23 protein-coding genes are annotated in these 25327 nt (G+C 41.4%); 5 read left to right on the forward strand and 18 right to left on the reverse strand.

The window, feature by feature from the left end; genetic code table 11:
• Positions 1 to 144: 144 nt before the first annotated feature.
• Complete coding sequence (locus tag QM843_RS08100; protein WP_261048721.1) at positions 145 to 1029, reverse strand: SPFH domain-containing protein; 885 nt, start codon at positions 1027 to 1029, stop codon at positions 145 to 147.
• Between the two features lie 289 nt (positions 1030 to 1318).
• Here QM843_RS08100 and QM843_RS08105 point away from each other — a divergent pair, with 289 nt between their 5' ends.
• Positions 1319 to 2176, forward strand: a complete 858-nt coding sequence (locus tag QM843_RS08105; RefSeq protein WP_261048687.1) for a 5'-nucleotidase, lipoprotein e(P4) family — start codon at positions 1319 to 1321, stop codon at positions 2174 to 2176.
• 635 nt (positions 2177 to 2811) lie between these two features.
• Here QM843_RS08105 and adcA read toward each other — a convergent pair.
• The 14 genes from adcA to QM843_RS08175 all read right to left on the reverse strand — a co-directional run bounded on the left by adcA (position 2812) and on the right by QM843_RS08175 (position 18496).
• Entirely contained in the window at positions 2812 to 4317 is a 1506-nt protein-coding gene (gene adcA / locus QM843_RS08110) for a zinc ABC transporter substrate-binding lipoprotein AdcA (protein WP_414304350.1), read from the reverse strand.
• 9 nt (positions 4318 to 4326) lie between these two features.
• Positions 4327 to 5133 carry a metal ABC transporter permease gene (locus QM843_RS08115; protein ID WP_000950033.1) on the reverse strand — a complete coding sequence of 269 codons (807 nt, stop codon included), beginning with the start codon at positions 5131 to 5133 and terminating at the stop codon, positions 4327 to 4329.
• The gene (locus QM843_RS08120) at positions 5126 to 5830 is read right to left on the reverse strand and encodes a metal ABC transporter ATP-binding protein (protein ID WP_001269496.1); all 705 of its coding nucleotides are present in this window, start codon (positions 5828 to 5830) and stop codon (positions 5126 to 5128) included. Before QM843_RS08120 ends, QM843_RS08115 begins: the two co-directional genes overlap by 8 nt.
• Positions 5830 to 6270, reverse strand: a complete 441-nt coding sequence (adcR, locus tag QM843_RS08125) for a zinc-dependent transcriptional regulator AdcR (protein WP_084865129.1) — start codon at positions 6268 to 6270, stop codon at positions 5830 to 5832. The genes QM843_RS08120 and adcR overlap by 1 nt, the downstream gene beginning before the upstream one ends.
• 149 nt (positions 6271 to 6419) lie before the next feature.
• The gene (gene dltD / locus QM843_RS08130) at positions 6420 to 7688 is read right to left on the reverse strand and encodes a D-alanyl-lipoteichoic acid biosynthesis protein DltD (protein WP_414304349.1); all 1269 of its coding nucleotides are present in this window, start codon (positions 7686 to 7688) and stop codon (positions 6420 to 6422) included.
• Positions 7681 to 7920 carry a D-alanine--poly(phosphoribitol) ligase subunit DltC gene (gene dltC, locus QM843_RS08135; protein ID WP_000351967.1) on the reverse strand — a complete coding sequence of 80 codons (240 nt, stop codon included), beginning with the start codon at positions 7918 to 7920 and terminating at the stop codon, positions 7681 to 7683. Before dltC ends, dltD begins: the two co-directional genes overlap by 8 nt.
• Positions 7921 to 7933: 13 nt before the next feature.
• A complete protein-coding gene (gene dltB, locus QM843_RS08140) occupies positions 7934 to 9178 on the reverse strand; it encodes a D-alanyl-lipoteichoic acid biosynthesis protein DltB (protein ID WP_261150233.1) in 1245 nt (414 codons plus the stop codon).
• Entirely contained in the window at positions 9175 to 10725 is a 1551-nt protein-coding gene (dltA, locus tag QM843_RS08145; RefSeq protein ID WP_414304348.1) for a D-alanine--poly(phosphoribitol) ligase subunit DltA, read from the reverse strand. The genes dltB and dltA overlap by 4 nt, the downstream gene beginning before the upstream one ends.
• A 20-nt stretch (positions 10726 to 10745) precedes the next feature.
• Positions 10746 to 10877, reverse strand: a complete 132-nt coding sequence (locus QM843_RS08150; RefSeq protein ID WP_000813667.1) for a teichoic acid D-Ala incorporation-associated protein DltX — start codon at positions 10875 to 10877, stop codon at positions 10746 to 10748.
• 310 nt (positions 10878 to 11187) lie between these two features.
• On the reverse strand, positions 11188 to 12366 hold the full coding sequence (locus QM843_RS08155; RefSeq protein WP_020902150.1) for a ryptide export MFS transporter: 1179 nt from the start codon (positions 12364 to 12366) through the stop codon (positions 11188 to 11190).
• A gap of 240 nt (positions 12367 to 12606) precedes the next feature.
• Positions 12607 to 13311, reverse strand: a complete 705-nt coding sequence (locus QM843_RS08160) for an MIP/aquaporin family protein (RefSeq protein WP_004255366.1) — start codon at positions 13309 to 13311, stop codon at positions 12607 to 12609.
• Between the two features lie 69 nt (positions 13312 to 13380).
• A complete protein-coding gene (glpO, locus tag QM843_RS08165) occupies positions 13381 to 15207 on the reverse strand; it encodes a type 1 glycerol-3-phosphate oxidase (protein ID WP_033678724.1) in 1827 nt (608 codons plus the stop codon).
• A 193-nt stretch (positions 15208 to 15400) separates the two neighbouring features.
• Positions 15401 to 16909 carry a glycerol kinase GlpK gene (gene glpK / locus QM843_RS08170; RefSeq protein WP_020902154.1) on the reverse strand — a complete coding sequence of 503 codons (1509 nt, stop codon included), beginning with the start codon at positions 16907 to 16909 and terminating at the stop codon, positions 15401 to 15403.
• Positions 16910 to 17068: 159 nt separating this feature from the next.
• Positions 17069 to 18496, reverse strand: coding sequence for a helix-turn-helix domain-containing protein (locus QM843_RS08175; RefSeq protein WP_261194221.1), 1428 nt, complete (start codon positions 18494 to 18496; stop codon positions 17069 to 17071).
• A 164-nt stretch (positions 18497 to 18660) separates the two neighbouring features.
• Here QM843_RS08175 and hslO point away from each other — a divergent pair, with 164 nt between their 5' ends.
• Genes hslO through QM843_RS08190 form a run of 3 tightly spaced genes read left to right on the forward strand, consistent with a single transcriptional unit; the run spans position 18661 to position 21047 of the window.
• Positions 18661 to 19533, forward strand: coding sequence for an Hsp33 family molecular chaperone HslO (gene hslO / locus QM843_RS08180; protein ID WP_000357854.1), 873 nt, complete (start codon positions 18661 to 18663; stop codon positions 19531 to 19533).
• Entirely contained in the window at positions 19520 to 20500 is a 981-nt protein-coding gene (gene dusB, locus QM843_RS08185; RefSeq protein WP_261053213.1) for a tRNA dihydrouridine synthase DusB, read from the forward strand. The genes hslO and dusB overlap by 14 nt, the downstream gene beginning before the upstream one ends.
• 1 nt (position 20501) lies before the next feature.
• On the forward strand, positions 20502 to 21047 hold the full coding sequence (locus QM843_RS08190; protein WP_414304347.1) for a cysteine hydrolase family protein: 546 nt from the start codon (positions 20502 to 20504) through the stop codon (positions 21045 to 21047).
• 75 nt (positions 21048 to 21122) lie between these two features.
• Here QM843_RS08190 and QM843_RS08195 read toward each other — a convergent pair whose 3' ends face one another.
• Positions 21123 to 21821, reverse strand: a complete 699-nt coding sequence (locus QM843_RS08195) for a hypothetical protein (RefSeq protein WP_414304346.1) — start codon at positions 21819 to 21821, stop codon at positions 21123 to 21125.
• Between the two features lie 278 nt (positions 21822 to 22099).
• Between QM843_RS08195 and QM843_RS08200 the strand changes: the two genes are divergently transcribed.
• Positions 22100 to 22330, forward strand: a complete 231-nt coding sequence (locus QM843_RS08200) for a hypothetical protein (RefSeq protein ID WP_414304345.1) — start codon at positions 22100 to 22102, stop codon at positions 22328 to 22330.
• A 73-nt stretch (positions 22331 to 22403) separates the two neighbouring features.
• Here the strand turns inward: QM843_RS08200 and QM843_RS08205 are convergent, their stop codons facing one another.
• Together QM843_RS08205 and QM843_RS08210 are read right to left on the reverse strand one after the other, a co-directional pair.
• Positions 22404 to 24836, reverse strand: a complete 2433-nt coding sequence (locus QM843_RS08205; RefSeq protein ID WP_261056852.1) for an ATP-dependent Clp protease ATP-binding subunit — start codon at positions 24834 to 24836, stop codon at positions 22404 to 22406.
• A gap of 1 nt (position 24837) precedes the next feature.
• A complete protein-coding gene (locus QM843_RS08210) occupies positions 24838 to 25296 on the reverse strand; it encodes a CtsR family transcriptional regulator (protein WP_084926976.1) in 459 nt (152 codons plus the stop codon).
• Positions 25297 to 25327 lie beyond the last annotated feature (31 nt).

The following is a 25327-nucleotide window of genomic DNA, read 5'->3' on the forward strand; positions in this document are numbered from 1 at the left end:
TATCACAAAACAAAAGCGCTTTCAATACTTCCTCCATAACTCCCTAAATACTCAGAAAAGATTCTATAATTTGTGGAGGAGGATTTAATCCTCAAAGCTACAAGAGCTACGCAAAAAGAGCCTGTTGCCAAGCTCTTTGGTCTATTATTTCTTCTCAGCGCGGAGGGCTGACAAGATTTGTGTACGGATATCATCCACACCATTTGGAGTATTTGGTAAAAAGATAGTTTGATTCCCTTTAGAAGCAAAGGTATTCAAGGTGTCCAAATACTGGTTGGTCAAGAGGATGGACATGATTTGCTCTTCTGTCATGCCAACATTGGCTTCCTTGAGTTCGGTGATAGACTCTGCCAATCCATCCACAATCGCCTTACGTTGTTGGGCAATCCCCACACCATGGAGGCGGTCCTTTTCTGCTTCGGCTTCAGCTGCAGTGACAATTTTAATCTTGTCAGCTTCCGCCAATTCTTGCGCTGCGACCCGCTTGCGTTGCGCTGCATTGATTTCATTCATAGATTGCTTGACTTCTGCATCAGGTTCGACCTTGGTAATCAAGGTTTTCACGATAATGTAGCCGTAAGTTGTCATTTCTTCCGCTACTTGGTGTTGAACTTCAAGGGCAATCTCATCTTTTTTCTCAAACAATTCATCCAAGGTTAATTTGGGAACAGAAGAGCGAAGAGCATCTTCGATATAAGATTTAATCTGAGATTCTGGACGCATGAGTTTATAGTAAGCATCTGTCACGCTCTGCTCATTGACACGGTACTGAGTCGCTACATTCATCATAACGAACACATTGTCCTTGGTCTTAGTCTCAACCACAATATCGCTTTGTAGCAAACGCAACTGAATCCGCGCTGCAATCGAGTCAATCCCAAAAGGCAAGCGAATATGAATACCACTATTGGCAACCTTTTGGTATTTCCCAAAGCGTTCAATAATCGCCACCGACTGCTGACGAACCACATAAACTGTACTCAGTGTAACTACTACCAATAGGAGCACACAAACCACCACAAAAATCATCAAAAATGTTGCCATTATCGTGACCTCCATCATTATTTTTCCTGTATTATAGCACATTTAAAGAAGGCTGTGCAGTTTTTACTGCGATTTTTCCTGAAATGTCAAGAATTAGAGGTGAATTGTCACATTGTCGTCTAATCTCTGCCTAAAACAACTCTTTATAAAACTCAATCGCTTTTTTCATTACATTAACTTCTATAGAATCTTCATCCATAGTCAGGGAATAACTTGCCTTAACTTTTCCCTCGTGCTATACTATTTATTGAAATTAATGAATAGGAGATATTTCATGAAAACAGCAAAAACTACTGTTACAATCCTTTCTGCACTTGCTTCTGTCGTCTTATTGGCTAGTTGTGCAACAAAGTCTACAGAAACACAGACAAGCAATAACAGCTCATCTGATAATCAAATTACAATGACATATGACCAACTACGGTCAAGAGAAAACACTATGTCAACTCTTTGGTACCAAAAATCAGCTGAAACTAAAGCTTTATACATACAGGGTTATAACGTTGCAACAAAGCACCTAAAGGAATTACTCAAAACAGAATCAGACAAACCTTACTCTATCGTTTTAGACTTGGATGAAACTGTCCTAGATAATAGCCCTTATCAAGTACAAAATGTCAAAGATGGTACAGCATTCACACCCGAAAATTGGGATGTTTGGGTTCAAAAAGCTTCAGCAAAAGCCGTCCCAGGTGCCAAGGATTTTCTTCAATTTGCTGATCAAAACGGTGTCCAAATCTACTATATTTCTGACCGCTCAGCTAATCAAGTAGATGCTACCATTAAGAATCTTGAAAGTGAAGGAATTCCTGTTCAAGGACGTGATCATCTCATGTTCTTAGAAAGTGGTGTAAAATCCAAAGAGAGTCGTCGCCAAAAAGTTCAAGAAAAAACAAATCTTATCTTATTATTTGGTGATAACCTCGTAGACTTTGCAGATTTTTCTAAGACTTCTGAATCTGACCGTGATAAACAACTTGAAGAATTGCAAAAAGAATTCGGTGAAAAATTCATCATCTTCCCAAATCCAATGTACGGATCATGGGAGTCAGCTGTATACGCTGGTAATAAACTAGATGCTAAAGGTCAAGTAGAAGAACGCCAAAAAGCCTTGCAAGGTTTTGACAAATAAGCTGATTCTATATAAAATAAAGCTAACTTACAATCTTCAAAAGTGGATAGGAAGGAATTCTGATAATCAGAAAACTTTCCTATCCACTTTTATGATTGATATAACATCAAGATTTTATACATCTGATACTATACATTTTCTGATTTTAAAGACTTTTTGCCTATCCCCGATATTTCAAGAACTAAGCAAGGTTGATGATCCAAATTTAATGTGGTATACTATTTTTGTCATCGGTTACCGATTACGTTCCTTACAGTTCGTGAGAGGAGGTGAAACTAATGAGCCTTATCATAGAGCTCGCTCTTACTATTATAGCGGACGTCATAGCAGGAATTATCTTGTATTTCGTCTGCAGATGGCTAGATAGTAAGGAGTAGACCGAGTGACTAGCCTATCAACACCCGTTAAATCGCTAAGATACGTCAAAAAAGCCCTTAACTACGGCCATAGTTAGGGGCTTTGGTGTTCTAATGAACCTTATCAACTAACTACATTTTAGCATATAAAGCTCGATATTTCAAGAGTTTTATTATTTTTTTAAAGTGCCTTAGGTATCTGAAAGATCTATAATGAAGTTTGCCATCTATTACCCAAAAACCGACTAGCTCTTATGAACTGAACTAGTCGGTTTTTCATCAATGCGCCAACATTTCTTGGGCGATTTCTTGGCCAGATAGATTATCTGGGTAGTAGGTTGGCCAGTTGTCCATTTCTTCAAATAGAGCTTCTTGGCTTGTGCCTCCAAAGAAGATATGGAAATGTTCTGCCTTAACTGGGGCGATATTGTGGTCACTAAACTGAACATACTTGAACTGTCCAGCGTCAGCATCTGTGGCTTCAAAGAGGAAGCGCACGCCACGATTGCCTTTCTTGTAAGTCAAGATTTTCTTGCCAACATACTTGTAGGTGAATTTCTTACTTTGTCCACCTTGAACAAATTCCATAGTGTTATCAGTGATATTAATCTTAGTGACATCTGTCTGATAGCCTTTTGTATAATAAGCCTTGTACTCAGCCTGGGTCATCTTACCAGTCAACTTAGCCTTGTAGTCAAAGACTTGGTCAAACGTGCCATATTCGAGGAAAGGATAAACTGATTGCCAGTTACCTACATAGTCACTCAAGGTGCGGTCCTTGACGTCTGCATCCTCAAAGTAACCATTTTGAACTGTCTTGGTATCCTCTGCTTTTTCAGGCTCGATTGCTGGGCCTTCTTGGTCTGTTGTTTGTTTTAAAGCCTTGAGGTTTTTCTCCATGATAGAGATGTAATTTTCTCCAGCCTTGGTATCCTCTTCTGTCAGACTTTCCAAAGGATTGAGGACATCTGTTTTGACACCTGCTTCTTTTGAAAGTGTGTTAGCAAGGGCTTGTGAGGCATTTTCTTCAAAGTAGATATAGGCAATTTTATTTTTCTTGACATACTCTGTCAATTCTGCCAAGCGAGCAGCTGATGGCTCTGCATCTGGAGAGAGGCCTGAGATTGCGACTTGTTTGAGTCCATAGTCCAAGGCCAGATAGTTAAAGGCTGCGTGTTGCGTTACAAAGCTCTTTTGTTTAGCTTGAGACAAGCCTTCTGCATAAGCCTTATCCAAGGCTTGCAATTTTTCGATATAAGCAGATGCGTTCTTTTCAAAGGTCTCTTTTTTATCAGGATAATCTGCTGACAAGCTATCACGGATGTGCTCTACAAGTTTGATGGCACGAACTGGGGATAACCAAACATGGGGATCGTACTCATGGTGATGGCCTTCTTCTCCATGGTCATGGTCTCCCTCTTCTTCCTCACCACCTGGCAAGAGCAACATATCGCCTGTCGCCTTGATGGTTTTGACCTTTTTCTTATCCAGGGTATCTAGCAATTTAGGTACCCATGTTTCCATGTTTTCATTTTCATAAACGAAGGTATCTGCGTCTTGGATTTTGGCAACTGCCTTGGCAGACGGTTCATATTCATGGGGTTCTGTACCAGCACCGATGAGGAGTTCTACATTAGCAGTATCTCCTGCGACTTGCTTGGTAAATTCATAGACAGGGTAAAAGGTTGTCACGATATTTAGTTTGCCATCTGCCTGCTTTTGATTGGAACAAGCAACTAAAAACAAGGCACACAGACTGGCTAGCAATAAGCTAATTTTTTTCACGTTAGTCTCCTATTTGATAAAACGTCTTACTAAACTAATGAGTAAAAAGACAGTTACAAAAATAATGGTAATACTTGCACTTGCAGGTGTTTCTGCATAGTAGGAAATGTAAAGTCCTGCTACCATTCCCAAAAATCCAATCGCACTGGCAAGCAACATAACTGATTTAAAGTTTTTCCCCAATCGCAGGGCAATACTAGCTGGCAAGACCATAATAGTCGATACCAGAAGAGCTCCCGCAGCTGGAATCATAAGGGCAATGGCCACCCCTGTCACCATGTTAAAAAGAATGGACATGGTACGCACTGGCAAGCCATCCACAAAGGCCGTATCCTCATCAAAGGTCAAAATGTACATCGGACGAAGGAAGAGGAAGGTCAAAATCAAAACAACCACCGCAATGACAAAGAGGGAAACAACCTGCTCTTCGCTGATAGTCACGATTGAACCAAAAAGATACTGGTCCAAACTCATTGAACTCGAGCTTTTACCCTTGCTCATCACAATCAGAGAAACAGCCAGACCTGTTGACATGAGGATAGCTGTCCCGATTTCCATAAAGCTCTTGTAAACCGTACGGAGATACTCCAGAAAGACCGCCGCAATCAAGACAATAGCAATAGTGGAAATAGTCGGAGAAATCCCCAAAACCAACCCAAAGGCTACACCCGAAAGCGAGACGTGGCTAAGAGTATCACTCATCAAACTCTGACGGCGTAAGATAAGGAAGGTCCCCAATACCGGCGAGAAAAGACTCATGGCAATAACCGCCAGAAAGGCACGCTGCATAAAGTCATAAGATAATAAACTAAGCATGGCCCACCTCCTGATCATTCTCATGAACGTTGAAACAACGCCATGGCGAGTCTTGGTTACGAACTAGATGAATATTGCGATCCGCATAGTCCTTAACTTCTTCAGGGTCATGAGTAATCATCAAAACAGCCTTGCCATGATGATGGGCGCTGTGATGCATGAGTTCGTAAAATTCGTTTTTACTTCCTGCATCCATCCCCGTTGTCGGCTCATCTAGGATAAACACATCTGGATCCGAAGCAAACATACGCGCGATTACCGCTCGCTGCTTTTGTCCTCCAGATAGAGAACCCAAGCGTTTGTCTCTGTGTTCCCACATGCCAACTGAGTCCAAACTAGCCTTGATATGCTCCTCATCATGAGCATTCAAACGACGGAACCAACCTTTTCGCGGATAGCGACCCGACTTGACAAACTCATAAACCGTACTTGGAAAACCAGCATTAAAACTGGCAATCTGTTGAGGAAGGTAAGCTATTCTCAATTTCTTACCCTGCGTATTTGTCTTTGAAATGGTCACCTTACCAATGCGTGGCTGAAGGATTCCAAGACTGGCCTTGATCAGTGTCGTCTTAGCTGCCCCATTCTCCCCCGTCAAGGTAACAAATTCCCCACTATCAACACTATAATTGATATGTTCAAGAACGGGCTCCTTATCATAATAGAAGGATAAATCCTCTACCGTAATGTATCTCATTATTTGATTTCTCCTACTAAAGCAGTCAAAAACCGCTGGATCACTTTTTGTTCATTTGGAGTAAACTGAGTCGCCACTTGTTCGTAGGTTAAAAGTGTATGCTCATGGTGATGGTGGTGCTCCTCAGCAATTGGGCGAGCCAAATCAGTCAATTGATAAAAAATCACACGCGCATCCTTAGGATCTTTAGACGTTTCCAACATCCCTTCCTTGACCAAAGACTTAATGGCCTTGGTAACTGCCGCCTGACTGACATTGAGACGACGAGCCAACTCTGAATTTGTTAAAGATTCCTCTGACAAGAGCATGAGGATATGCTCCTGGGTATTGGTCAGGGCCACCTCGCTAGTGCAATGACCTATCAGGATTTCATGCTGATTTTCAGACTTCAAGATAACCTCATTCAAAAAGGCATCGATATCCTTCGCTAGCTGTCTCATATCTGACTCCTTTCCTTTTAGACTTCTCTTTTTTAAGAGAAAAATACTATTCTTTGACATTTTATTTACCAGTTAATTATATCACAAGCAAAAAAAGAGTCAAGAAAAAACGTGAAAACTAGTTTCATTCTTGAACTCTTCTATATTATCTATTGAAATTCTTTGACATCTCCATCATAAGTCGCCCAATCTTTACTGAAAAAGCGCTCATTCAGATGGTAAGTCGGAGCTGGTGTAGGATTGGATAGGAAAGGATCAACTGCCTTGTCAAAAGCCAACCACCCCAACCAACCAATATGAATTGTATCTTTTACAAAATAAGGTTCAGCACCATTTTTTGAAAAATCTGCTATATTGGTAAAACCTTGACTTTCTAACTGGTAACGAATCTTTTCAACTGCATGTTGATACATATCTTGATTTAATCCTGTATAATCCATCCATTTTTTATTAACAGGTTGAATCACAAACAATACATTCACTTTTGAATTCGCAAATTGATTTAAGACTAATTGCAAGTCATTATATTCGGATGATTTTAGAAAATTATAATTTTTCTGATAATCCTTCCACTTTTTTAAATCTTTCTTTACTTGCGTATCATAGAAACGATTTTCCATTCCCATATCATTATTCGTGGTATTTGCTTCAGCATCTTTTACAGCGATTTCTCTCAATTCGTCGTAGGAAAATTTATCTGGCAGGTCTTTTAAATACTTCTCCACGCGATCTCTATATTTTTCTCCATCATTCACTGACAATTGTCCAAATAGAAATGATTGTTTTTGGTTGAATCGTGCCAATGTATCTATGAGTGTCTTATCTATTTCTGAAAGTTGCTCACCCTCGGTTATTTTTTTGACTATGTCTCCCAATACTACATTAGGATACTTTTTCATTAAACGCGTAGCGGCGTAACGACTTGACACATCTCCAGACTGATTTTCCAAAAAAGCACCCAATTGATCCGTGTTAAAATACCTACGAAAAACTGCAGGTTCATACTCTGTTTCTGTAAACCACTGAGGAGAAATAACAAAAACAGCTTGTTTATTTTCTAGCTCTGGCAATATTTGCTGCATACCAAAGTACTGATTTAAAGAAGCTGCTCCTGCTTGTCCTAAAAAATAGGGTCTATACGAACGATTGTACTTCTCCGCTAAAACAGCTGGATGCATACTATCGAATCGAATCCACTCACTAGAACCAAAAAAGGGAATGAATCGTAGACTTGGGTCCGAAAGAGCTCTCACTTTCTGAAATCTTTCTCTAAAACTTTGTGTACTAATCGCTGCTGCATATCGTTTTTCTTCTGATAAATTATAACTTTTACTAGTAGGATAAAAGAAAATGAGCAGACAAACCAACAAACCAGCTATCAAGACCGGTCCGAAGATCATCCATAAGCGTTTAAGCATTTTGTAGCTCCACAATACCAGCTATGATTTTATTGGCTGTATTCCAGTCGTCACGACCAAACTCTGTTACAGGGACACGAATGTCAAAACGGTTTTCAATCTCCACAATCAATTCAACCGTTCCCATACTATCCAAGACACCTGCGTCAAAAAGATCTTCATCCATCATGTCAGAAACATCTTCCATAAACAACTCATCAATAATTTCGATAACTTCTGATTTGATATCCATATTTTATTTCCTTTTATTTTTTAAACCATAGATCATTCAAGAATCCAGAAAAGATTAAGAATGACAGCATGACGACATGGAAGGTGACAACCATGCCAAGCAACTGAATCCAGCGATTCTCAGGTAGAGCAGGCTTCCCTGCTTTTTTCCGCTCCTTATTGAGCGTTTTTTTCTTGCGAATCCAAGCGTCATTGATGACCAAGCCCAATCCATGAAAGAGTCCATAGGCGATATAGTACCAGGTCACACCGTGCCAAAATCCCATAATCAGCATATTTACAATATAGGCCACGCTTGAGGTTACATTGCGATTCTTAAAGACCTTCTTTCTGGTCAACACCATCACCATTCGCATAAAGACAAAGTCACGGAACCAGAAAGAAAGACTCATGTGCCAACGATTCCAAAATTCCTTTAAATCCCTTGATAAAAAGGGCTTGTTAAAGTTGATGGGACTACGGATTCCCATCAAGTTTGAAATGGCCAAGGCAAACATAGAGTAACCTGCAAAGTCAAAGAAGAGCTCCAAACCAAAGGTATACATAACTACCAAGGCATAGGGGTTAAAGAAGCCACCTGACTGCAGGGCTAGATTCTTCAGAGGAGGTAGTAAAGTTTCTCCTAAAACATGAGCTAGGATAAACTTGTACAAAAATCCCCACATGATATAGCGAACAGATTCATCCAGCATATCCATCAACTCATCCCGCTCAGGAATGGTCTGATAATTTTCATTAAATCGCTTAAAGCGATCGATTGGGCCACTTGAAAAGGTCGGCATGAAGAGAAGGAAACGGAGGAATTCCCAGAGGGTAAAATCCTTAATCACTCCATCTCTCAGCTCAATGATAATCCCAACCGAACGAAAGGTCAGATAAGAAATTCCCAAAAAGCCAAGCAAAGACTGCGTTCCATTGATAGCCGGCTGCACCTTGACAAAGATAATCGGGAGGAGGGACAGAAAACTAACTAGGTAGAAGACCCACTTGCTATCCTTACTTTTTCGATAATGCTTGTAGAAGAGTACGAGCAATATTTCCCAGCACAAGTAAATACCCAAGGCAGCCAACTGATTAGTCTTCCCACCTACCAACATGGTGACGATAAAGAAGAGACTAACCAATACCTCGTACCAGGCAAAACGTTTCTTGAAAAATAGACCGATAAAGATGGGTAAGGTTGCAGCAATCACATAGACAAAATACTGAGGATTCCCATATGGCTCTAAATGAGGAAGCTGTTGAAAGAACTCCATCATCTTTTATTCACCTCGTTAATCAATCCTTTGATGTCAATCTTTCCATTTGGAGTCAGTGGCAAACTGTCTCGGTAAAGGAATTTAGACGGCATCATGTAGGACATCATGATGTCTGTTAAATCTTCCTTGATAGCCTTGGTAATATCGATATCACGCTCAAACTGCTCACGAACACCGTCTTTCAAGATGACATAGGCTAGAAGATTTTGCACCTTGTGGTCTTTATTATAACGTGGCACAGCTACAGCAGACTCGATAAAGCGAGACTTGTTGAGGTTTTGAGAGACATCTTCTAGCTCAATGCGGTAACCGTTGAACTTAATCTGGAAGTCCATGCGTCCGCCGTAGAGAAGTAAGCCTTCATCTGTCATAGTTCCCACATCTCCTGTATGGTAGGCTGGTAGACCTTCAAACTCAAAGAAGGCTTCTGCCGTTTTTTCAGGATTGTTCATATAACCTTTTGAAACGGCTGGTCCAGAAACAATGATTTCTCCCTGTTCGTCATTTGGCAATTTATTACCGTCCTCGTCAATGATAAAGGTTGGAGAATCAGCCTTGGTATAACCGATTGGTAGGCGTTTGAGAGTCGCTAGCATCTCGTCTGTCACAGCAACAGCTGACAGGGCTACTGTCGCTTCTGTTGGGCCGTAAGCATTGATAATACGGGCATTTGGGAAACGTTCGCGTAGTTTTTGAGCCGTTTTAACCGTCAATTCTTCTCCATCAAAGTAGAAATGCGTGATTCCAGGCATTTTCTCACTATTAAAGTCTTCTGACAACATGGCCATATCCGCAAAAGAAGGCGTTGATGTCCAGATAGCGATTGGCAATGAAAAGATGGTCGCAAAGAGTTGCTTAAAGTCCTGAGTAATAGCTGAAGGAAGGGCAAAAAGTGTACCACCCAGTGCCAAGGTCGGTGCCCAATACATGACAGACAAGTCAAAAGAATAAGGTGGCTGAGCCAGCATTTGCGGACGACTTGGCGTCGCAAATTCCTTGTCCGTAATCATCCAGTTGGTAAAGCTGAGGAGATTATCATGTGAAATCTGTACTCCCTTTGGCTTACCAGTCGTACCAGAAGTAAAGATAATGTAGTAGTTATCATCTCCCTTGACTGGATGCGTGATCTCATATCTAGACCCTTGAGCAAAGGCTTCTTGAACCTGAGCTAGAGTCATCATCGGCGTAGAAACCTGCTCCAATGGGAAGTCTGAAACGGCAATAATCAAACTTGGCTCCGCTACTTCTAAAATAGCTGAAACTCGCTCCAAAGCCGAATGGCTATCAATTGGAATGTAGGCATGACCTGACTTAGTCAGCGCTACAAAGGTTGCCAACATTTCATATTCTTGGCCTCCAAAAACAACCACAGGAGACTTCTTAGGCAAGCCTAGTTGGTCAATGGCTGCAGCCAAACTATCCGAATCAGCCTTTAAATCTCCATAAGTGTGTTCCTGCCCCAAAACATTGTAAACAGGATAGCTAGGCTGTGTCTGAGCAAAATGCTCAATGGTTTCAATCATATCTACTATTGGTTTATTTGACACAATAGGAATTCTCCTTCAAGTTAAAATTCATTATAGATAAAGCTTCCTTGACCCTGACCAAGATAGCTAAAGAAGTAAAGCAGCCCCAGAAAGATAAGAAAATACAAGGCTGTCCGACCAAGAAAGAGGTACAATTCTTTTCTCTGTTTCATCAAGAAAAACCATTCATTTCTGTAATTTTTGCTAAATAAGATAGACTCTTACTATAGTATTTTTCTACCATTGTACCACTTTATAGGCTAGTTTTTCAATTGTTTACCGTACATTTTCACTAGATTTCAGCTTATTTTAAGGGTTATGCGCTTTTTCTATGTATATTTCAAGTAGAGTGATACTGTTTCAAAACTCCATTTCATGAGAAAATGAAGGAAATCTTCCCATAATAAAACGCACGATATCAAGTTTTTTCAACACCTGATACTATGCGATTTGCTGATTTTTAAAGACTTTTTAACTAGTCTCTCATTTAAAATAATCTCGTCTGATATAAATTAAAATAGCTTCTATCACCAGACAAATGGCCGATATCCAAAAACTGATACTAATACCAAAACTCTCAGTAATATAGCTCATTAGCAAAACAAATACTGAAAATGCTAGTGTCGAAATCACTTCCAGAACGGAATAGACATTAACCAAGTTATTTTCCTCTACTGTTTCCTGAAGAAATACACTTTCAGGAACTTCTTTTAGCTGCGATAACATACCAACTAAAGCTGAAAATACTAAAAACATCTGTGCATTTGGCAAAAATAGAATAGTCAGCGTCACTATTGCCATGGCTATAAGAGAAAAAAGAATACTTTCCCATTTAGAAGCAAGAAACTTTTCAGATAGCCGAAAAGCAATTAAGCCACTAATTATAATACCAATAGAGTATGCTGTATTAGAATATCCCCAGTAACTTTCCGTTTCATTTAATAACTCAGTTACAAAGACAAGTATGATAGACGAAACCCAAATCGTATTTGAGAAAATTTCAAATAAATTTGCTGATACAAAAAGTCTTAATCTAGGATCTCTAGCAACTAACTTCCAACCTCTGAGCAAAATTTCAAGATTAGTTTCTGACTCTAACACCTCCACTTCAGCGTTAGGAAGAAATAACATCAGAAAGCTAGAAATGATATACAATATTAAAATGATAAACGTGGTAGGTAACAGACCAATTGTTGCAAATAAGAGTCCACCTAATCCCCAACCCACCAATTGAACAGCTTCACCACTCATTGACAAGGCTGAATTAGCCTTACCCAAATCGGTCGCATAGCGTGGCACAATAGCATAGGAAACAGGTGCTGCAAAACCATCTAATATTGAAATTGCCACAACAAATAGATAGGTTACCAAAGGCGCTACGGATTGCATTACGGTAAACATTCCTACCAGTATCGTTAATAATATAGTCTTTCCAAATTGGGATAAAGATAAAACCCTATTTAGCGCTATCCTTTTAGTAACTAAAGGAACTAAAAGACTCGCAACAAAAGAGGATATCCCTATTAAAATGGGAACTAGTGACGTGGCAATTACTGATTTTGAAATAATGTATATGTTAGCAATGATTGTTACTCTAAAGAAAATATCTGCTAAATTTGCAAACAATTGAGAGACTAACAACTTAATAAATGAATTAGACATGTAACGCTCCCATCTTAGTTACCAACTTTAGAATTAAAATTTGATTTTTAATATTTTAGCATAAAATAGCAGAAAACAAAAGTGAGGTTTTTGACATGAGAAAGCAAAAGCTATTGCCTTTATTCTTCCTACTTTTTGAAGAAATTATTATCGTTGGTGGATAGTACTAAGAGGTTATACTAAATGAAAAAAGCCTAAGATTTTCATCTCAAGCTCTTATCAACATAATTGTTTTCTAGATTAGAAAAGTGAGAATACAAGCACGGCCAAGGCTGCACCAATAACAGGTCCCACAACAGGGATCCAAGCGTAAGACCAGTCTCCGTCTCCCTTGTTTGAAATTGGGAGGATACTGTGCATGATACGAGGTCCAAGGTCACGCGCTGGGTTCAAGGCATAACCTGTTGTCCCACCTAGTGATAGACCGATACCGACAATCAAAGTTCCCACTGCAAAGGTTCCGATTCCTGCTTGAAGGTCATAAAGTCCCAAAGCAAAGATTGTCAATACCAATACAAAGGTGCCAAGGATTTCGCTAATCAAGTTTGATACAGTATCTTTGATAGCTGGTCCTGTGCTGAAAGTAGCCAAAATATTTCCTGCATTTTCTTCTGCCTCATAATGCGGCTTGAATTGCAACCAAACCAAAATCTGACCGAGCATAGCCCCTGCGAACTGGGCTAAGATATAAGGCAAAACGGAAGCCCAAGGTAAGTCACCTTTTAAAGCCACACCAATTGTCACAGCTGGGTTTAAATGAGCTGGACTGAGTTTTCCAGATACAAAGACTGCAACCGCAACTGCAATCCCCCAACCCATGGTAATCACAATCCAACCTGAGCTGTTGCTCTTGGTTTTAGGAAGAACCACACCTGCAACAACACCATTTCCTAGAAGAATCAGGATTAAAGTCCCTAGAAATTCTCCAAATAATTCATTCATCATCTTTCTGTCTCCATTAAAAAGAAGGGGCGGGCGGCAAGGAGTCCTGCCCTCCACCTCTTTTATTTTTTCTTAATTTTTTAATTCTGCTAAATCGTTGTTAGCGAGAGCCGCTTCGACATCCGCACGGTAGCCTGCTTTTTCTTCTTCTGACCAATCATAGAATCGTCCCATTTCATCCAAAACTGGCTCAACGATGCTATCCAAGCTATCACGCATAAAGAGCATGTGGTTGGTACGACGAAGAAGGAAGTCAACTGGGCTAAGAGCCAACTCATTGCGCATTGCATAGTGAAGGGACAAGGTATCTGCCAAGCTGAGTCCTGGTGCTTGTTCCAAACTATGAGCAAGAGCAAAGACTTTCGGTGCATTTGAACCGTAAAGATTTGCTAGGTAATGAGCTTCCTTGCTATCCAAACCACGTGACACTCCAAGTTGCGCAAAGGCTTCGATTTCTGAGTCCACATTTGCTGGGTTCAATTCCCCACCTGAAACAGGGTAAGTCTTAGAATTGATGAGTTTAAAGCTGCGATCAAATTCTGCTTTGAGGATGTCAACCACGCGCTCCATAGCTCCTTCAGCCATCTTACGGTAGTCTGTGATTTTACCACCAGCAAGAGTCAACAAGCCATTGTCATCTCGGTCCAAGCTAGAACCACGAGAAACTGCAGATGGGTCCAAATGTTTCTCAGATGTGCTGCTTTCAAGCTTGCTGACAGCAGCCTCAACATCTTCACGCGTTTTTTCTTTAGAGAGATAAGATTCAACAGTCGCAATCAAGTTGTTAAAGCTTTCATCACTGATGGTTCCGTTATTTCCTCCATTGTAGTCAGAAGCGCTATTGCCTGCGATCAATGGACGAAGACCTGCCCAGCTACTTTCAATATCATCAATGGTGATGTTGGCTTCTGGGAAGCGGTTGTTGACAATGCCAAGTAGATAATCTACATCTTCCTGAGTCACTTTTGGATGTTCCAAATCACCTGTGTAGTCTGTATCAGTTGTACCAAAGTAAGTCTTGTTTTCACGCGGGAGAACAAAGACCATACGACCATCTCCCAAACCAGTGTCAAAGTAAACTGGCTGCGAAACCTTGATCTTGCTTGAGTCCACTACCAAGTGAACTCCCTTAGTTGGACGCATTTGTGAGAATTGCGTTCCTTTATTAGACAAATTGCGCACCTTGTCGCTCCAAGGACCTGTTGTATTGATAACCAGACGGGCCTTGATTTCAAAGACTTGGTCTGTCAAGAGATCACGAGCTACAACACCTGTAATCTTGCCACTTTCGTCAAATAGGAAGCCTTCTGCCTTCACGTGGTTGGCAATGAGGGCACCGTCTTGGTTGGCACGTTTGATGTTTTCAATCACGAGACGTGCATCGTTGTTACGGAAGTCAAGGTAAACCCCACCTCCTACCAAACCTTCTTTCTTCAAGTTTGGCTGGCGTTCCAAGACTTCTTCCTTGCTCAAAACCTTGTTAGCAGCTGGTGTGTTGTTAACTCCTGCCAAGAGGTCGTACAAGTCCATAGCTACTTTCAGACGGAAGAGGCTAAAGGTCGCTCCATCTTCATCGTAAACTGGCAAGAGCATTGGGTCTGGTTTTGGAATATGTGGTGCGATTTGTTGAACTACAGCACGTTCTGAAACTGTATCTGATACCACTTCTACGTCGAATTGTTTGAGGTAACGAAGACCGCCGTGAACCAATTTTGTTGAACGGCTGGATGTTCCTTCTGCGAAGTCCTGCATTTCAATCAAACCAGTATCTAGACCACTAGCTGCTGCCTGCAAGGCTACACCAGCCCCTGTAATTCCTCCACCGATAATCAAGAGGTCCAAGGTACGTTCCTGCATTTTTTGAATTGATAATTCACGTGTTTTCTTTGAAAATTCCATATTTACACACTTTCTAACTAAGTCGCTTTATTCTTCCAGTATTATACTCTTCGAAAATCTCTTCAAACCACGTCAGCGTCGCCTTACCGAATGTATGGTTACTGACTTCGTCAGTTTCATTTACAACCTCAAAGCAGTGCTTTGAGCAACCTGCGGCTAGCTTCCTAGTTTGCTCTTTGATTTTCATTGAGTATTAGTCATCGATTTCCGCAAAGACTTGCGTTGCTTTTACAGCCTTCTTCCAGCCCTTGTAGAGTTGTTCCTTGCGAGATTCGTTCATCGATGGCTCGAAGAGCTCTCCTGTCTCATTCAAGAGTTTCAACTCATCCAAGTCTTTCCAATAACCTACTGACAAACCTGCTAGGAAGGCTGCTCCTAGGGCTGTTGTTTCCAAGTTTTTGGCGCGTGCGATATCGATTCCCAAAATGTCAGCTTGGAACTGCATGAGGAAATTGTTCATAGCTGCACCACCGTCTACTTTCAAGACTTGGATAGCTGTCTGAGCATCCACTTGCATGGTGTCGATGATGTCACGTACTTGATAAGCAATAGATTGCAAAGTCGCCTTGATAAAGTCTTCTTTACTTGTTCCACGAGTTAAGCCAAAGACAGAACCGCGAGCGTTTTGGTTCCAGTATGGAGCACCTAGACCTGTAAAGGCTGGAACGACATAAACTTCATCATTGTTGTGAGAATCACGGGCATATTTTTCAGATTCTGGTGAATTTTCAACCATGCGAAGTCCATCACGAAGCCACTGAATGGCGCTGCCTGCGATGAAGATTGAACCTTCCAAGGCATAGTAAACCTTGCCATTGATTCCGTAACCAATGGTTGTTAATAGGTTGTTCTCAGACAACTGCATCTCTTCACCAGTATTCATGATGATGAAAGAACCTGTTCCATAAGTATTCTTGACCATACCTGGTTCAAAGGCCAACTGTCCAAAGAGGGCTGCTTGTTGGTCCCCAGCCATACCTGAGATTGGCACTTCTCCACCGTAGAAATGGAATGGAGCTGTCTTACCATAGATTTCAGAGTTAGAACGAACTTCTGGCAACATAGCCTTTGGAATGTTGAGGATTTCCAAAATCTCATCATCCCATTTAAGTTCTTTAATGTTATAAAGCATGGTACGAGCTGCATTTGAGTAGTCCGTCACGTGAGCCGCACCGTCAGTCAATTTCCAAACCAACCAAGTATCGATGGTACCAAAGAGCAATTCCCCTTTTTCTGCTCGCTCTTGAGCACCTTCTACATGATCCAAAATCCAACGAACCTTGGTAGCAGAGAAGTAAGCATCGATGATCAAACCAGTCTTTTCATGGAATTTTTCCACATAACCTTGACTTTTTAGTTGTTCAGCCAAAGGAGCTGTCTGACGTGATTGCCAAACGATAGCATTGTAGATAGGGAGCCCTGTTTTCTTATCCCAGACGACAGTTGTTTCACGCTGGTTGGTAATCCCGATTGCTTCGATTTGATTTGGCTTGACACCACTTTCGATGAAAGCACCCGCAATAACTGACTGAACAGAGTTCCAAATTTCATTGGCATTGTGCTCTACCCAACCTGCCTGAGGGAAAATCTGGGTAAACTCTTTTTGACTCGAGCTAACTTTTTCTCCTTTTTTGTTGAAAATAATGGCACGAGAACTTGTAGTTCCCTGGTCAATGGCCATAATGTATTTTTCTTGTGACATGTGCTGTCCTCCTGATAAAGATCTTGAGGATGTTTCCTCTTTACACTAACTAGTATACAAAATAAAACGCTTTCTTGTTCATCAACTTTTTTTAATTTTTTAAAAAATGTGAGTAGATTGTGTGAATTTCACAAAAAAGACCTGGAACAACCAAGCCTTTTAAGTGAATAATAACTGACGAATCCCTGCCAAATCTTCCAAATCCAAGTCGTTTTTTAAATAATAAACTGGGGTCTGTTCCTTCTTATGAATCGGGTTATTGGTAACCAGCAAATCATAATGCCGAGTACAATCATAGGCTTCAATGGTAATAAAACGATTGTATTCCAAATACCGTTTCAAAATGGCTGCCATCCTTGAAAAGACAAGAAAACCAGATGTCAAATCCAGACCAATCCGCATATGCTGGCCACCATTTTCAGCCATATATTCGATTAACTGGAGCCATTCCCAGAGAATTTTCTTATCTAGATCTGTCCCCTGATGAAAGGCCGGTAGAGCATGAAAAATCTCCTCTGCCGTTCCCCTAAAATCATGTTCCATCAACAAATAAGGATGACGATTCTCTAACTGGTACTTGTAGCGGTCCTGTAAAATATAGCCCTTATAGAGATAGACTTGAGCACAAAGTTGACTGAGTTCATAGGTAACGTGATCCTCTATATAATCACCCAGCAACTCCTCCTTCTTCATTTCTTGAATCAATTGTGTCAGCAAATCTGCCAACTGCCCTCCAAAACCAAGGATATACTCCATAGTATGAAGAGGAAGAATGCGATGAGATAGGAGGAAAGAGAAGAAAATCATCATCTCCCCATCCTCAGTTCCTAGAGGAAGGTGTTGTCCAGCGCAAAAGGACGGAGCCTTTCGATGCAAACGAAGGTAGAAAATATTGTCAAAATACCCTCGCATTTTCTCTTCTATGACTTGAAACTGACAGGCATTGACCCGAAGACGCTGTTGACTGATATGAGTCCAGAGAACCAAGTCCAATTTCTGACCCGAAGACAAACTTGCACCGCAGATTTCTTCTAAAGTAGCAATCTCCTGTTTTCTCTCTGGTTTCTGCATGTGACCTTCCCATTCCTGACTCGACCAGACCTTGCGGAAAAGACAGAAATAGAAATAGCGAATCTGATGCTCTGGACCTCGCCAACGTCCATTTTGGATGGATAAGTCAAATTCTGACAAAATCTGATTCAAACTAGCTAAGTGGCGACCAAGCGTAGCCTCGCTAATCATCAATTCTTGAGCCAGCTGATGGGCTAAAAACTGTTGGTGGTAGAGAAGATAGACCAAAATCTGGTATTTAACAGCATTCTCCAAAAACAGGCTCCGAATATCTCTCCCCTTGGTAGCTGCACCGATCGACAGGCGCAGATTTTCATCTTCTAAGGAGATAGTCAGCTCTAAGCCACTGTTCAAAGCCTTGTCATTGAGTAGGGTGACATATTTGGTTAGGGTTGCTTTTGAAAATCCTGTTTCCTCCATTACAGCCTTGACGGTCGTCTGAGACTCTTGTAATAGAAAGGAAAGGATTGAAAATTGGCCAGATTCAGCCTTTTCCATCAAATCTCCTAAATACATTTGTTACCCCTTTCATTTTCTACCTTAAGCATAGCATAAATCTTACAAATGCTGAAATAATCTGTTTCTCTTTTTATTTTCATGCTAATTTCCCAGTCCATTATCCTAAAAATCAACAAACACACGGCTCCCTCTTTGGGCATTTTTATGCTAAAATAGTAGCTATGGATAAAATTATTAAAACTATATCAGAAAGCGGAGCCTTTCGTGCTTTTGTCCTTGACAGCACAGAAACCGTCCGCACTGCTCAAGAAAAACACCAAACCCAAGCTAGCTCAACTGTAGCACTTGGTCGAACTCTTATCGCTAGCCAGATTCTCGCAGCCAATGAAAAAGGAAACACTAAACTAACAGTTAAGGTGCTGGGATCTAGCTCCCTAGGTGCTATCATCACCGTCGCTGATACCAAAGGTAACGTCAAAGGCTACGTTCAAAATCCTGGTGTTGACATCAAAAAGACTGCAACTGGTGAAGTTCTAGTTGGACCTTTTGTTGGAAATGGTCAATTCCTCGTTATCACAGACTACGGTACTGGAAATCCTTACAACTCTATGACTCCCCTTATCTCTGGAGAAATTGGTGAAGACCTTGCCTTTTACCTGACTGAAAGCCAACAAACACCTTCAGCAGTCGGTCTCAATGTCCTTTTGGACGAAGAAGACAAGGTCAAGGTTGCAGGTGGTTTCCTAGTCCAAGTCTTGCCGGGAGCCAAGGAAGAAGAGATTGCTCGCTTTGAAAAACGCATCCAAGAAATGCCAGCTATCTCAACCCTTCTGGAAAGTGAAGACCATATCGAAGCCCTCCTCAAGGCTATCTACGGTGACGAGGCCTACAAGCGTCTTTCTGAAGAAGAAATCCGTTTCCAATGTGACTGTAGCCATGAACGCTTTATGAACGCTCTTGCTAGCCTTCCAAGCTCAGACTTACAGGAAATGAAAGAGGAAGACCACGGGGCAGAAATCACTTGTCAATTCTGCCAAACTACTTACAACTTTGATGAAAACGACCTGGAGGAACTCATTCGTGACAAATCTTAATACACCTTTTATGATTGGCAATGTTGAGATTCCCAATCGTACCGTTTTAGCACCCATGGCTGGTGTCACCAACTCAGCCTTTCGTACTATCGCAAAAGAGCTTGGAGCTGGACTCGTTGTCATGGAAATGGTCTCTGACAAGGGAATCCAATACAACAACGAAAAAACCCTGCATATGCTTCATATCGATGAAGGCGAAAACCCAGTCTCTATCCAACTCTTTGGTAGTGATGAAGACAGCCTAGCACGCGCAGCAGAATTCATCCAAGAAAACACCAAAACCGATATCGTGGATATCAACATGGGCTGCCCAGTTAACAAAATCGTGAAGAACGAAGCTGGTGCTATGTGGCTCAAGGATCCAGATAAGATTTACTCTATCATCAACAAGGTCCAATCTGTCCTTGATATCCCACTTACTGTCAAAATGCGTACCGGCTGGGCTGACCCATCTCTGGCAGTAGAAAATGCCCTCGCTGCTGAAGCTGCAGGTGTTTCTGCCCTCGCCATGCATGGCCGTACCCGTGAGCAAATGTATACAGGTCACGCAGACCTTGAGACCCTTCACAAGGTCGCTCAAGCTTTGACCAAGATTCCATTTATCGCCAACGGTGACATCCGTACAGTCCAAGAAGCTAAACAACGCATTGAAGAAGTCGGTGCTGACGCAGTTATGATTGGTCGCGCTGCCATGGGAAATCCCTACCTCTTCAACCAAATCAACCATTACTTTGAAACAGGAGAAATCCTACCTGATTTGACCTTTGAAGACAAGATGAAAATCGCCTACGAACATTTGAAACGCTTGATTAACCTCAAAGGAGAAAACGTAGCAGTTCGTGAATTCCGTGGACTCGCTCCTCACTACCTCCGTGGAACATCTGGCGCAGCCAAGCTCCGTGGAGCTATTTCACAAGCTAGCACCCTAGCAGAGATTGAATCCCTCTTGCAATTAGATAAGGCTTAAAATGATTCATACTGCTCTACTGATTATCGATATGCAAAAAGCATTTGATAACCCTATCTGGGGAGAACGGAACAACCCTCAAGCTGAACAACAAGCATTGAGGGTACTGGCATACTTTCGTAAACACGCTCTTCCAGTCTTACATGTTCAACACATATCTGACAATCCCCAGTCGCAATTTCATAACAAACAAAATCAAGAGTTTAAAAGTGGATTTGAACCAGTTACTGCAGAACCTATCTTTCAAAAAACGGTTAATAGCGCCTTTATTGGAACAAATCTTGAAACATATTTACGAACAAATCAGATTTGTCATTTAGTCCTTGTTGGTTTGACCCTGCCTCATTGTGTATCCACTACTACACGAATGGCAGCAAATCTTGGTTTTGAAGTCACTTTACTAGCAGATGCTACTGCCAGTTTTACCCTATCTAACAAAAACGGTCAGGCCATCTCTCCTGAGACTATCCATGAGATTAATCTCCTTTCTCTACAAGATGAGTTTGCTCAAATTCTTACTACAGAAGAATTTTTAACCCAAGTATAAGTATAAAATAATCCGTCAACTCTTATTGAGCTGACGGATTTTCTTTGATTGTAAAAATTCAAATAATGAGAGCTATTATTGACTCAAAGCAACACTGGAAACCTTACCATCCGCTCCTGTTGTAATTTGGATGACTTTTCCTCCACCAATTTTGGCATTATACTTGCCATCATCAAGAGTATAAGAATAGCCTTTGATAGAGTAGTTTTCCTTCTTGCCATCAGCAGTTTCTACTGTAAATTGACCACCTGATGAAACTGTGATAGTTTCGCCATTGGCTCCCTTCCAATTGCCCGCTGCAGCTGAGAAATCACCATCAACCATGGTTAAGACACCCTTATAGCGTTTATTTTGCTCTGCCTGTTTATCTTGAAGTTTGCGGTCAGTTGTAGGATCATAGCTTGATTGGTTAGACTGGGGTTGAGGAGCATGTTGAGTTGAAGGAGCCTGAGCAGGAGTTTGTTGACTAGCCGCCTGTTGATTAGCCACTTCTTGACCTTGTCTTTGCTCTGGTGCAGGTGCCGCTTGTGATGGCGTTGCAGTTGCTGAAGATTGATCAGTAGATGCCTTGGCCTTTTCAGATGAAGCTGAACTTGAGGACTTCTGAGTCTTGCTTTCTTTGCTAGCAGAAGCTGCTTTAGAGCTTGATGATTGACTTGTCTTAGCAGAACTGCTTGCTTGAGTTGTTTCCTTTTTATTTCCACAAGCTCCTAATAGCAAGGTAGAAGCCAATACAGTTGCTGTCATCAATTTGATATAGGTTTTCTTTTTCATTTTTCTACTCCTTTGTAATATTTTAGAAATATAAAGAAATCTTTTTGTAATATAATTGTAACATTGGCGTTTGAATATGTCAACAATTTATCTAAACTATTTTAAAAATCTTACATCATTTAGATACATTTACTCCTCCTACTCTTCTATTCGTAATAAAACAGAAAAACAGGAGATTTTCCTGTTAAAAATTTGAATTTATTTTTGTGTAATCGCTTGCACCTTTAAGTACAAAGGAATATAATAACATTGAAATAGAATATAGGAGGTGCACTCTTATGCTAAATAAGTATTGCAAGTATCTGCCTTGGGTGATTTTGGGAGCAATTGGCTCTTATCAATCAGCCGCTTACTATGCGCGAACTGCATTTGATGTGTTTTATCTGACTACAATCTTTTTGATTGTTTATATCGCTTTGTTATTTTTACATGAGAACTATCTCAAGTATCGATACAAGGACTTCTTTACTCACCTGTTGAGTAATTCTAAGAAAGATAGCCATCCCTAAAAACAGTCGCAACAGCAAAACCATTTCATGATGGTACATAAAGAGGTCGGGAACTTTGTCCCGGCCTCGTTTTTTATGCAATATCAAATTTTAACTGGCCTGCTTTAACACCAATCTTAAGTGTGCTGCCTGCCTCTAATTCTCCTTTGAGAAGAAGTTCTGCCAACTTGTCTTCCACTTCTGTTTGCAGGGTTCTGCGAAGTGGACGGGCTCCCATTTCTGGGTCATATCCTTGGTTTGCCAATAATTTCAGTGCGGAAGCTTGTAATTTCAAATCGATGCCTTTTTCAGCCAAACTTGCCACTAAAGGTTTGACCATAATCTTCACTACTTCCTGCATATGGTCGCTAGATAAGCTATGGAAGACCACCTTTTCATCAATACGGTTGATAAACTCAGGTCTATAAGCTTTTTTCAGCTCTTCAAAGATTCGTTTTTCCATATTTTCCTGGTCAAAACGAATGTCCTTAGCCCCAAATCCGACAGTCTTGTCATCCCGAAGGGCTGTCGCACCAAGGTTTGACGTCATGATGATAATGGTATTTGAAAAGTCAACCTTGCGTCCCTTGCTATCGGTCAAGACACCGTCATCCAAGACCTGCAAGAGAACATTAAAGATGTCTGGATGGGCCTTCTCTACCTCGTCAAAAAGGAGAACGGAATAGGGTTTGTTGCGAACCTTCTCGGTCAACTCCCCACCTTCTTCATAACCCACATAGCCTGGAGGAGCTCCGTTGAGACGGCTGGCTGCGAATTTCTCCATATACTCACTCATATCAAAGCGGATAAGGGCTGATTCGTCATCAAAGAGTACTTCTGCCAGAGCCTTGGCCAATTCGGTCTTACCGACACCTGTAGGCCCTAAGAACATAAAGGAACCAATCGGACGCTTGTGACTGCGAATTCCTGACTGGTTGCGGCGAATCGCACGGCTAATGCTTGAAACAGCTTGATCTTGCCCGATAACACGTTTATGGAGTTCTGCTTCCAAGTTCAAGTATTTCTTAGCATCTGTTTGCGTCAATTTTTGAACAGGGATACCTGACAAGCGACTCAAGGTGGTCAAAATATCAGACTCTGTCACCAAGTCTTTATAAACAGGTACTTCCTCTTCTTTAGCAATTAGTTGGGCTGCCTGTTTCCACTTGCCATCCATCAGAGCCTTATCAGCTGGACTCAAACCTGAATCGTCTGCTTTTACATGCTTAGCCTTATTTTGCACTGTTGCTGCCGCTTCATCTAAGAGGTCGATAGCAGAGTCTGGCAAGTGACGACTAGTCAAGTAACGATGAGCCATCTTGACAGCTGTTTCAACTGCTTCATCTGTGATTTGCACACGGTGATGTTTCTCATAAGTCGCCTTCAAACCCTGTAAAATGATCATACTGTCGGCCACGCTTGGCTCTTCAATCGTCACTTTCGCGAAACGACGAGAAAGGGCCGCATCTTTTTCGATGTGTTTTTGATATTCTTCCTGAGTGGTCGCACCAACCGTTCTCAAAGTTCCACGCGCCAAGGCTGGTTTCAAGATATTGGCCGCATCCAGAGTTGAGTCAATTCCACTACCAGAACCCATGATAGTGTGGAGTTCATCGATAAAGAGAATTACTTGACCATCTTCCTCAATATCCTTGATGATATTATTCATGCGCTCTTCAAAGTCACCACGGAAGCGTGTCCCTGCAACGACATTCATCAAATCCAGCTCTAACACGCGCATCTTAGCCATTTCCGCAGGCACGTCCCCACTAGCAATACGCTGGGCAAGTCCAAGCGCCAGAGCTGTTTTTCCGACACCAGCATCCCCAACCAAGACAGGATTATTCTTAGTCTTCCGACTCAAAATTTGAATCATACGCGAGATTTCCTTGTCCCGACCGATAACTGGCTCTAACTTGCCAGAACGCGCTTGCTCTGTCAAATCATGCGTATAGTCCTCGAGACCACCGCTTGGAGTCTGGGGCATGCCCATCATATTAGCCATAGAATTTTGCTTATCAGCTACTGTACGATGGCGTTGGCGTAAAGCCTTGAGATCTTCACGAGTCCAACCTGCTCGTTCTTCTAGATTTCGACGTAGGGCAGCAATCTTGACCTGATCTTTCTTGTCTTCATAAGAAAAACCAGCTCTCTCCAAGATACGAGTCGCCAAGGCATTGCCATCATGCAAAATCGCATAGAGGACATGCTCTGTCCCTAGCACCTTAGCATGGACCACTGACGCTACATACTCTGCTTCGTCAAAAAGGACCTGCAAACGATGAGAAAACGGCAATTCCGTAAAAGTTTCATCCTGGCTATAGTCTGTTTCAGTCAGTTCCAAAGCCACCTCTTCTAAACGGTCCATCTCATACGGATAATCATTTAAAGTGGCCCCTGCCACACTATAACTGTGATTGGACATGGCAATCAACAAGTGCCAAGACTCTAGGTAACGAGCTCCAAAATGGCCAGCCACCATGTAGGCACTTTCGATACATTCATTCAATGCTTTTGAATAGTTCATCTTACTTCCCTTTTCTATCTACCTCTTGTATGACTTGTCGTAGCATGTTTGCTCGAAGTACTGGTGCTTCTTCTCCTAGAACGCGATCTAAAGCTACTGATACTAACAAATTCATCTCCTGCTTGCTCATCAATTCCTGCTCAACCAAAAGCTGCAGAATATCCTCATAAATTTCTTGACTGACCCGCTCACCAATCGAATAAAGCAACTCTCTGAGCATTTCGTGATGACTAGAAAACTCAATCCGCCCTATACGAATGTAGCCTCCGCCACCACGCTTACTTTCAACCAAATAGCCTCTACTTTCCGTAAAGCGTGTCTTAATCACATAGTTGATCTGACTAGGAACAACCTGAAAGGTATCTGCCAACTGACTCCGTTGCAACTCCACAATTCCAGATTGATCTAAAATCGCCTTGATGTAGGCCTCAATATGATCCGATGTATTTTTAAATCTCATTATAAACCCACCTCTCTCTTTAAACCTTGAC

Source organism: Streptococcus mitis (genome assembly GCF_047463435.1).
In the GTDB taxonomy this organism is placed as follows: domain Bacteria; phylum Bacillota; class Bacilli; order Lactobacillales; family Streptococcaceae; genus Streptococcus; species Streptococcus mitis_DS.

Excerpts from the sequence above, each read along its gene's own strand:
- QM843_RS08195 (WP_414304346.1), bottom strand. The coding sequence starts at position 21,821 with ATGAAAAAGAAAACCTATATCAAATTGATGACAGCAACTGTATTGGCT.
- QM843_RS08210 (WP_084926976.1), bottom strand. The coding sequence starts at position 25,296 with ATGAGATTTAAAAATACATCGGATCATATTGAGGCCTACATCAAGGCG.
- QM843_RS08190 (WP_414304347.1), top strand. The coding sequence starts at position 20,502 with ATGATTCATACTGCTCTACTGATTATCGATATGCAAAAAGCATTTGAT.
- dltB (WP_261150233.1), bottom strand. The coding sequence starts at position 9,178 with ATGATGGAGTTCTTTCAACAGCTTCCTCATTTAGAGCCATATGGGAAT.
- hslO (WP_000357854.1), top strand. The coding sequence starts at position 18,661 with ATGGATAAAATTATTAAAACTATATCAGAAAGCGGAGCCTTTCGTGCT.
- QM843_RS08205 (WP_261056852.1), bottom strand. The coding sequence starts at position 24,836 with ATGAACTATTCAAAAGCATTGAATGAATGTATCGAAAGTGCCTACATG.
- QM843_RS08100 (WP_261048721.1), bottom strand. The coding sequence starts at position 1,029 with ATGATTTTTGTGGTGGTTTGTGTGCTCCTATTGGTAGTAGTTACACTG.
- QM843_RS08105 (WP_261048687.1), top strand. The coding sequence starts at position 1,319 with ATGAAAACAGCAAAAACTACTGTTACAATCCTTTCTGCACTTGCTTCT.
- QM843_RS08155 (WP_020902150.1), bottom strand. The coding sequence starts at position 12,366 with ATGTCTAATTCATTTATTAAGTTGTTAGTCTCTCAATTGTTTGCAAAT.
- QM843_RS08175 (WP_261194221.1), bottom strand. The coding sequence starts at position 18,496 with ATGTATTTAGGAGATTTGATGGAAAAGGCTGAATCTGGCCAATTTTCA.
- dltD (WP_414304349.1), bottom strand. The coding sequence starts at position 7,688 with ATGCTTAAACGCTTATGGATGATCTTCGGACCGGTCTTGATAGCTGGT.
- QM843_RS08120 (WP_001269496.1), bottom strand. The coding sequence starts at position 5,830 with ATGAGATACATTACGGTAGAGGATTTATCCTTCTATTATGATAAGGAG.
- QM843_RS08150 (WP_000813667.1), bottom strand. The coding sequence starts at position 10,877 with ATGAAACAGAGAAAAGAATTGTACCTCTTTCTTGGTCGGACAGCCTTG.
- adcR (WP_084865129.1), bottom strand. The coding sequence starts at position 6,270 with ATGAGACAGCTAGCGAAGGATATCGATGCCTTTTTGAATGAGGTTATC.
- glpO (WP_033678724.1), bottom strand. The coding sequence starts at position 15,207 with ATGGAATTTTCAAAGAAAACACGTGAATTATCAATTCAAAAAATGCAG.
- QM843_RS08200 (WP_414304345.1), top strand. The coding sequence starts at position 22,100 with ATGCTAAATAAGTATTGCAAGTATCTGCCTTGGGTGATTTTGGGAGCA.
- QM843_RS08160 (WP_004255366.1), bottom strand. The coding sequence starts at position 13,311 with ATGATGAATGAATTATTTGGAGAATTTCTAGGGACTTTAATCCTGATT.
- glpK (WP_020902154.1), bottom strand. The coding sequence starts at position 16,909 with ATGTCACAAGAAAAATACATTATGGCCATTGACCAGGGAACTACAAGT.
- QM843_RS08115 (WP_000950033.1), bottom strand. The coding sequence starts at position 5,133 with ATGCTTAGTTTATTATCTTATGACTTTATGCAGCGTGCCTTTCTGGCG.
- dltC (WP_000351967.1), bottom strand. The coding sequence starts at position 7,920 with ATGGATATCAAATCAGAAGTTATCGAAATTATTGATGAGTTGTTTATG.